Origin of the sequence: Streptomyces tateyamensis (assembly GCF_003205575.1) — a bacterium.
GTDB lineage: Bacteria > Actinomycetota > Actinomycetes > Streptomycetales > Streptomycetaceae > Kitasatospora > Kitasatospora tateyamensis.
Map to the genome: position 1 here is coordinate 43,464 of NZ_PYBW01000069.1, position 6,436 is coordinate 49,899.

Annotated in this window: 5 protein-coding genes; 4 read left to right on the forward strand and 1 reads right to left on the reverse strand. The window is 72.4% G+C overall.

Annotated elements, in window-relative coordinates:
• Nucleotides 1–111: 111 nt before the first annotated feature.
• Nucleotides 112–900, forward strand: a complete 789-nt coding sequence (locus C7C46_RS19390) for a VOC family protein (RefSeq protein WP_110671125.1) — start codon at nucleotides 112–114, stop codon at nucleotides 898–900.
• Nucleotides 901–972: 72 nt separating this feature from the next.
• On the opposite strand, the gene C7C46_RS19395 is transcribed toward C7C46_RS19390, so the two are convergent.
• On the reverse strand, nucleotides 973–2,793 hold the full coding sequence (locus tag C7C46_RS19395; protein ID WP_110671126.1) for a glycosyl hydrolase family 18 protein: 1,821 nt from the start codon (nucleotides 2,791–2,793) through the stop codon (nucleotides 973–975).
• Nucleotides 2,794–3,244: 451 nt separating this feature from the next.
• Between C7C46_RS19395 and C7C46_RS19400 the strand changes: the two genes are divergently transcribed.
• Genes C7C46_RS19400 through C7C46_RS19410 form a run of 3 tightly spaced genes read left to right on the forward strand, consistent with a single transcriptional unit; the run spans nucleotide 3,245 to nucleotide 6,352 of the window.
• Nucleotides 3,245–4,195: an ATP-binding cassette domain-containing protein gene (locus tag C7C46_RS19400; protein WP_110671127.1), complete on the forward strand. Its 951-nt coding sequence runs from the start codon at nucleotides 3,245–3,247 to the stop codon at nucleotides 4,193–4,195.
• A complete protein-coding gene (locus C7C46_RS19405; protein WP_110671128.1) occupies nucleotides 4,192–5,007 on the forward strand; it encodes an ABC transporter permease in 816 nt (271 codons plus the stop codon). The genes C7C46_RS19400 and C7C46_RS19405 overlap by 4 nt, the downstream gene beginning before the upstream one ends.
• Nucleotides 5,008–5,056: 49 nt before the next feature.
• On the forward strand, nucleotides 5,057–6,352 hold the full coding sequence (locus C7C46_RS19410; protein WP_110671129.1) for a sensor histidine kinase: 1,296 nt from the start codon (nucleotides 5,057–5,059) through the stop codon (nucleotides 6,350–6,352).
• Nucleotides 6,353–6,436: the final 84 nt, after the last annotated feature.

Here is a 6,436-nt window from a genome sequence, read left to right on the forward strand (position 1 = left end):
AGTTGGCGTGTCGTTGAGTGGCGGCCGGGGTCGGGCGGCGGCAGGGTGAGTGCTGAGGGACCACGACACACGCGTCGGTCCGGACCACTCCCGCTCCTGGAGGCAACACCCATGCCCGTGGTCAGCAACCCGTACACCCCCGGCACCCCCTGCTGGGTCGACCTGATGGCACCCGACCAGCAGGCCGCCATCGACTTCTACCGCGACCTGTTCGGCTGGCAGGGCGAGAAGGGCCCCGAGGAGTTCGGCGGCTACGCGGTGCTCACCCTGAACGACAAGCCGGTGGCCGGCATCGGCCCGGCGATGGCGATGGGCGACAACCCGCCCCCGCCCACCGTCTGGACCAGCTACCTGGCCACCAACGACGCGGACGCGACCGCGGTACGGATCACCCAGGCCGGCGGCGAGCTGCTCTTCCCGGTGATGGACGTGGGCACCACCGGCCGGATGCTGGTGGCCAAGGACCCGGCCGGCGCGGTCTTCGGCGTCTGGCAGCCACTGGACTTCTTCGGCGCCCAGGTGGTCAACGAGGCGGGCGCGCTGATCTGGAACGAGCTCAACACCAACGACCTCAAGACCGCCACCGAGTTCTACCGGGCGGCGCTGGACATCGAGCTGACCCCGATGGAGGGCGCGGACGGCTACCTGACCGCGAACGTGGCGGGCAAGCCGGTCGGCGGCGCGCAGAGCCTGGAGAACCACCCCGAGGGCACCCCGCCGCACTGGGCGGTCTACTTCGCCGTCGACGGCGTGGACAGCACGGTGGACGCGGCGGTGCGGGCCGGCGGCGCGCTGGTGGTGCCGGCCATGGACACCCCGGCGGGGCGGATGGCCGCGCTGGCCGACCCGCAGGGCGGTGTCTTCTGGGTGATCAAGCCGGAGATGTCCGAGCAGTCCTGACGCTGCGCCGGCATGGGCCGTGCCCCCGGAGTGTGGCCACTCCGGGGGCACGGTGGCATTTCTGGCAGTGCGTCAGCAGGGACCGTTGTCGGTCCAGACGCCCCACTGGCCGCTCAGCGACGGGTCCTCGTTGGTGGTCCACCACTTGTTGGTGTAGTTGTGGCCCTTCCAGGAGACCTTGGTGCCGGCGGTGGCGTACACGGCCGAGGCGCTCCAGCTCGGCGCGGTGCAGCTGCCGGCCGGCGGGGTCGAGACCGGCGGGGTGGTCACCGGCGGGGTGGTGGCCGGCGGAGTCGTCACCGGCGGCGTGGTGGCCGGCGGGGTGGACACCGGCGGCGTGGTCACCGGGGAGCTGGAGGTCGGCGCGGCCGGGCAGCTGGCGGCCGAGCCGTTGGTGGCGTTCACCATGGTGTCGAACAGGCTGGTCTGGGTGCCCAGGTCGTAGAGCGAGAAGGCGAACGAGCCGCCCAGGCCGTTGCAGTGCAGGTAGTCGGCCTTGGCCTGGATGGACTTGGTGTTCTCACCGCTCCAGAAGGTGGTGCCGTCGTAGAACCAGGCGGCCTTGGCGGTGTCGTCCCAGTAGGTGTCGGCCGGGTTGTCCACGAAGCCGTTGAGCTCCTTGAACATCCGGATGCCGTTCACGTTGCCCGACATGGCCGCACCGGTGGCGGGACCGGTCGCGCTCTGGAACAGGCCGTGGTTGCCGCCGGCCGGCACGCCGGTCCAACCGCGGTAGTAGAACGGCACACCCATGTTGATCTTCTTGGCGGGGAAGCCGCCGGGGATGCCGTACTGCGGGTCACCGACCGTCCAGGCCTTGACCGCCTCGTCGATCGAGTACTTGGAGGTGCCCGGCGCGACCGGGGTCATCGGGTCGTTCGGGTCCGAGTACAGCGCGGCCTGGTGGTTGGTCGGGCCGGTCGCGTCCCAGGCGCCGTGCATGTCGTACGTCATCACGTCCATGAACGTGAGGTACTGGCCGATCTTGTCGGTCTCGTAGTTCTGGATCTTGTCCTGGCCGGCGCCGACCGCCGCGCTCAGCGCGTAGGTCTTGTTGTCCGCCTTGCCCTGGGCGTCCAGCTCGGTGCGGAACTCGGAGAGCAGCGCGGTGAAGTTCTGCTTGTCGGCCGGCGAGGAGTGGTTGCCGGCGTGACCGCCGCCGCCCGGGTACTCCCAGTCCAGGTCGAAGCCGTCGAAGACGCCGGCGCCCGAGCCCGGGCCGCCGAAGCCGGCGTCCGAGGGGAGGTTGCCCTTGATGAACATGTCGATGCAGGAGGACACCAGCGCCTTGCGCGAGGCGTCACCGGCGGCCGCGTCGGAGAAGTACTTGGAGTACGTCCAACCACCGATCGACAGCAGGACCTTGAGGTTGGGGTTCTTCGCCTTCAGCTTCTTCAGCTGGTTGAAGTTGCCGGCGATCGGCTGGTTCCAGACGTCCGCGGTGCCGTCCACGCTGATGTCCGAGCCGTAGGACTTCTCGTAGTCGGCGAAGGCGTCGCCCGCGCCGTCACCCGCGTTGGGGTTGGCGTCGTTGGTGTCGGCCGCCTTGGTCGCCTCGAAGCACTTCAGCGAGGTCGGATTGATGTTGGCGAAGTCGTAGATCAGGTAGTCCAGCTTCCCGGCGACACCGGTGTCCTGGACGGTCTTGGGGTAGTACCCGTTGGCGTACACGCCCCACTGGTCGAAGTAGGCGACCTTGAGGCCGCCGCTGGTGGCCGGGGCGCCGGTGGTGTTGGTGGCGGCCGCGCTGGCGGTGCCGCCGGAGGTCAGTGCCAGCGAGGCACCGAGCAGCAGCGAGGCGGCGGCGCCCAGGGCGATGACCGCGGCACCCTTGGAGCGGCGGCGCTTGCCACCCGTCTCCTTGGGCTCGGCGGCGAACGAGCGAGTGAGCATGGTTGCGTGACTCCTGGTCGTGGGGGCCGGCATGCCCGGGGGTCGGCGGTCCGTCCGGGGTGGGACCCGGACGGACCAGGGCATGACAGGGAGGCGTCGTGCAGCGTGCGGACAGAGCTCCCCTGGACCGGCGCCGGCGATTGTGGCCGCCGGCGCCGGCTCAGGGGCTCCCTGCACCTGCGGATTAAAATGGACTAGACCAGAGGGGGCGTCAAGTGCCGTTCCCCACACTTGAGTCAGCGTTAAGGTTGGTACTACCGGGACTCCCGCGTTGAGCTGGGGCTAAACCTCCGTCCACGAATCAGGGTCAGCCTTGAGGCGTACCCCGGCTGCATCCCACGTCGCATCACCGGGCACCGAGCGTGCGACCTCAGCCGCTCGAAGCCGGCCCCCGCGATCCCCTAGCGTGGCGGGCGTCCCGCCCGCCCACTCCCTCGCCCGAGGACCCCAGATGATCGAAGCCGTCGGCCTCACCAAGCGCTACGGCACCAGAACCGCCGTCTCGGACCTGAGCTTCACCGTCCGCCCCGGGGTGGTGACCGGCTTCCTCGGCCCCAACGGGGCCGGCAAGTCCACCACCATGCGGATGCTGCTCGGCCTGGACGCCCCCAGCGCCGGCCGCGCCACCGTGAACGGCCGCCGCTACGCCGAGCACCCCGCCCCGCTGCACGAGGTCGGCGCGATGCTGGAGGCGCGGGCCGTGCACACCGGCCGCTCCGCCCGCAACCACCTGCTGGCGCTGGCCGCCACGCACGCCATCCCGACCTCCCGGGTGGACCGGGTGATCGACCTGGTCGGCCTGCGCGAGGTGGCCCGCAAGCGGGCCGGCGGGTTCTCGCTCGGCATGGGCCAGCGACTGGGCATCGCCTCCGCGCTGCTCGGCGACCCGGCCACGCTGATCCTCGACGAACCGGTCAACGGGCTGGACCCCGAGGGCATCCTGTGGATCCGCAACCTGCTCAAGTCCCTGGCTGCCGAGGGGCGCACGGTGCTCGTCTCCTCGCACCTGATGAGCGAGATGGCACTGACCGCCGAGCACCTGATCGTGATCGGGCGCGGTCGGCTGATCGCGGACACCTCGGTGGCCGAGTTCACCGCCGGCGCCTCGCAGGGCGGGGTGCGGGTGCGCACTCCGCAGGCCGAGCTGCTGACCGGACTGCTGGCCGAACTGGTGGCCGGGCGGGGCGAGGTGACTGCCGAGGAGGAGCCCGAGGTGCTCACCGTCACCGGCACCGACAGCGCGTCGATCGGCCGCCTGGCGGCCGAGCACGGCGTGGTCCTCTACGAGCTGACACCCCGTCAGGCCTCGCTGGAGGAGGCGTTCATGGAACTGACCAAGGACGCGGTGGAGTACGGGGCCGTGGCGGCCCCGGCCGAGCAGGTCAAGGAGCGGGTGGCATGAGCGCGGTCTTCGTCTCCCAGGAGTCCGGCACCGGCCGGCTCACGCTGCCCCGAGTGGTGCACGCCGAGTGGATCAAGTTCCGCTCGCTGCGCTCCAGCTGGATCACCCTGGCGGTGGCCGCGGCGCTCGCCGTCGGTTTCGGCGCGCTGTTCTGCTGGGCCATGGTCAGCCACTGGGACCGGCTGCCCGCCGACGAGCGGGCGGCCTTCACTCCGGCCGAGCACAGCCTGCGCGGCTACTTCCTGGCCCAGATGGCGATCGGCGTGCTCGGTGTGCTCTCGGTCACCGGGGAGTACTCCACCGGCATGATCCGCGCCTCGCTGAGCGCCGTGCCCAAGCGGCTGCCGGTGCTCTGGTCCAAGGCCCTGGTCTTCGGGGCGATCGCCTGGGTGGTGACCACCCTGTCGGCCGTGGTGGCCTTCCTGCTCGGCCAGGCGATCCTGTCCGGAAGGCACATCGAGACCACCTTCGGCGCGCCCGGAGTGGCCCGGGTGGTGCTCGGCACCGGCCTCTACCTGACCGCGATCGGGCTGCTGGCGGTCGCGCTGGGCACCCTGATCCGCAACACCGCCGGCGGCATCGCCTCGGTCTTCGGGCTGCTGCTGGTGCTGCCGCTGCTCAGCGAGGCGCTGCCCTCGGACTGGCAGGTCCACGTGATCCCGTACCTGCCCAGCAACGCCGGCGCCGCACTGATGCACACCACCCGGGCCGCGCACGAGCTGGCACCCTGGGCCGGCTTCGGGCTGCTCTGCGGCTACGTGGCACTGGCGCTGGCGGGCGCGGCCGTGGTGCTGCGCCGCCGGGACGCCTGAGGTCCGGCGGGTGGGCGCGGCAGCCGAGGCGGCGTTGCACAATGGCGCAATGACCTCCGTGCCCGCCGCCCACCCGCTGCCCGGGCCGGGCTCCGCCGCGGCGGAGCCCGGCCCGGCGCGCGGCCCGGCCGTCCCGCGGGCGGTCCGGCTCTGGGAGCGGCACCCCACCACGGTGGACGCGGTCGGCGCCGTGCTGCTGCTCGCGGTGACCGCCTGGGTGCACAGCCGGGTGCGCCCCGACTGGTGGGAGCTGCCGCTTCAGGCGGCCCTGACGCTCCCGCTGGCCTGGCGCCGACGGGCCCCGCTGGCCGTCTTCGCGGTGATCTCGCTGACCGCCTTCGGCCAGTGGCTGGCCATCGCCCTCGGCCACCTCGAAGCGATCCCGGCCGACTTCGCCGTGCTGATCGCGCTCTACACGGTGGCCGCCCGCTGCTCGATGCGCTGGACGCTGGCCGCCTACCTGGCCGCCGAACTGGGCGTGCTGCTGATCGCGATCGTCAACGCCCCGCCCCCCAACGCGCCCCCGCTGCTGTCACCGGACCCGCTCTCGGTCTTCCTGCGGGTCGTCTTCTTCCTCTCCGGCGCCACCACGGCGGCCGCCCTGCTCGGGCTCAACTCCCGAGCCCGGCAGGCCAAGCTGGCCGCGCTGCACGAGCGGGCCCGGGAGCTGGAGGGCCAGCGCGACCAGCAGGCCGCACTCGCCGTGGCCCAGGAGCGCAGCCGGATCGCCCGCGAGATGCACGACATCGTCACCCACAACCTGTCGGTGATGGTGGCGCTGGCCGACGGCGCGGTCTACGCCAGCGAGCACGCCCCCGACAAGGCCACGGCCGCGATGCGCCAGTCCGCCGAGACCGGCCGGCAGGCACTCACGGACATGCGCCGCTTCCTGGGCGTGCTGCGGGCCGACGAGCCGGACGCGCTGCGCCACCCTCAGCCGGGCCTGGGCGCGCTGGACGGCCTGGTCGCCCAGGTGCGCGCGGCCGGCCTGCCCTGCGAGCTGACCCTGACCGGCAGCCCCGCCGGCATCTCGCCCGGTGCCCAGCTGACCGTCTACCGGCTGGTCCAGGAGTCGCTCACCAACACCCTCAAGCACAGCGCGCCCGGCGCCCGGGCCACCGTGGCGGTGGCCTGCGGGCCCGGCACGGTGCGGGTGGAGGTGCGCGACGACGGGCGGGCGGCGGCCGCCGCGGCCGGCCCCGGCGGCGGCCACGGGCTGGCCGGGATGCGCGAGCGGGTCGCCGCGTACGGTGGTGAGCTGTCCGCCGGACCGCTGCCGGGCGGTGGCTGGCGGGTGGCGGCCACCCTGGACCTCGACCCCGACCGCCTGGAGGCGCTCCGATGACCGTCCGCGTCCTGCTGGTGGACGACCAGCCGCTGCTGCGGGTGGCGTTCACCCTGGTGCTGGACTCGCAGCCGGACCTGGAGG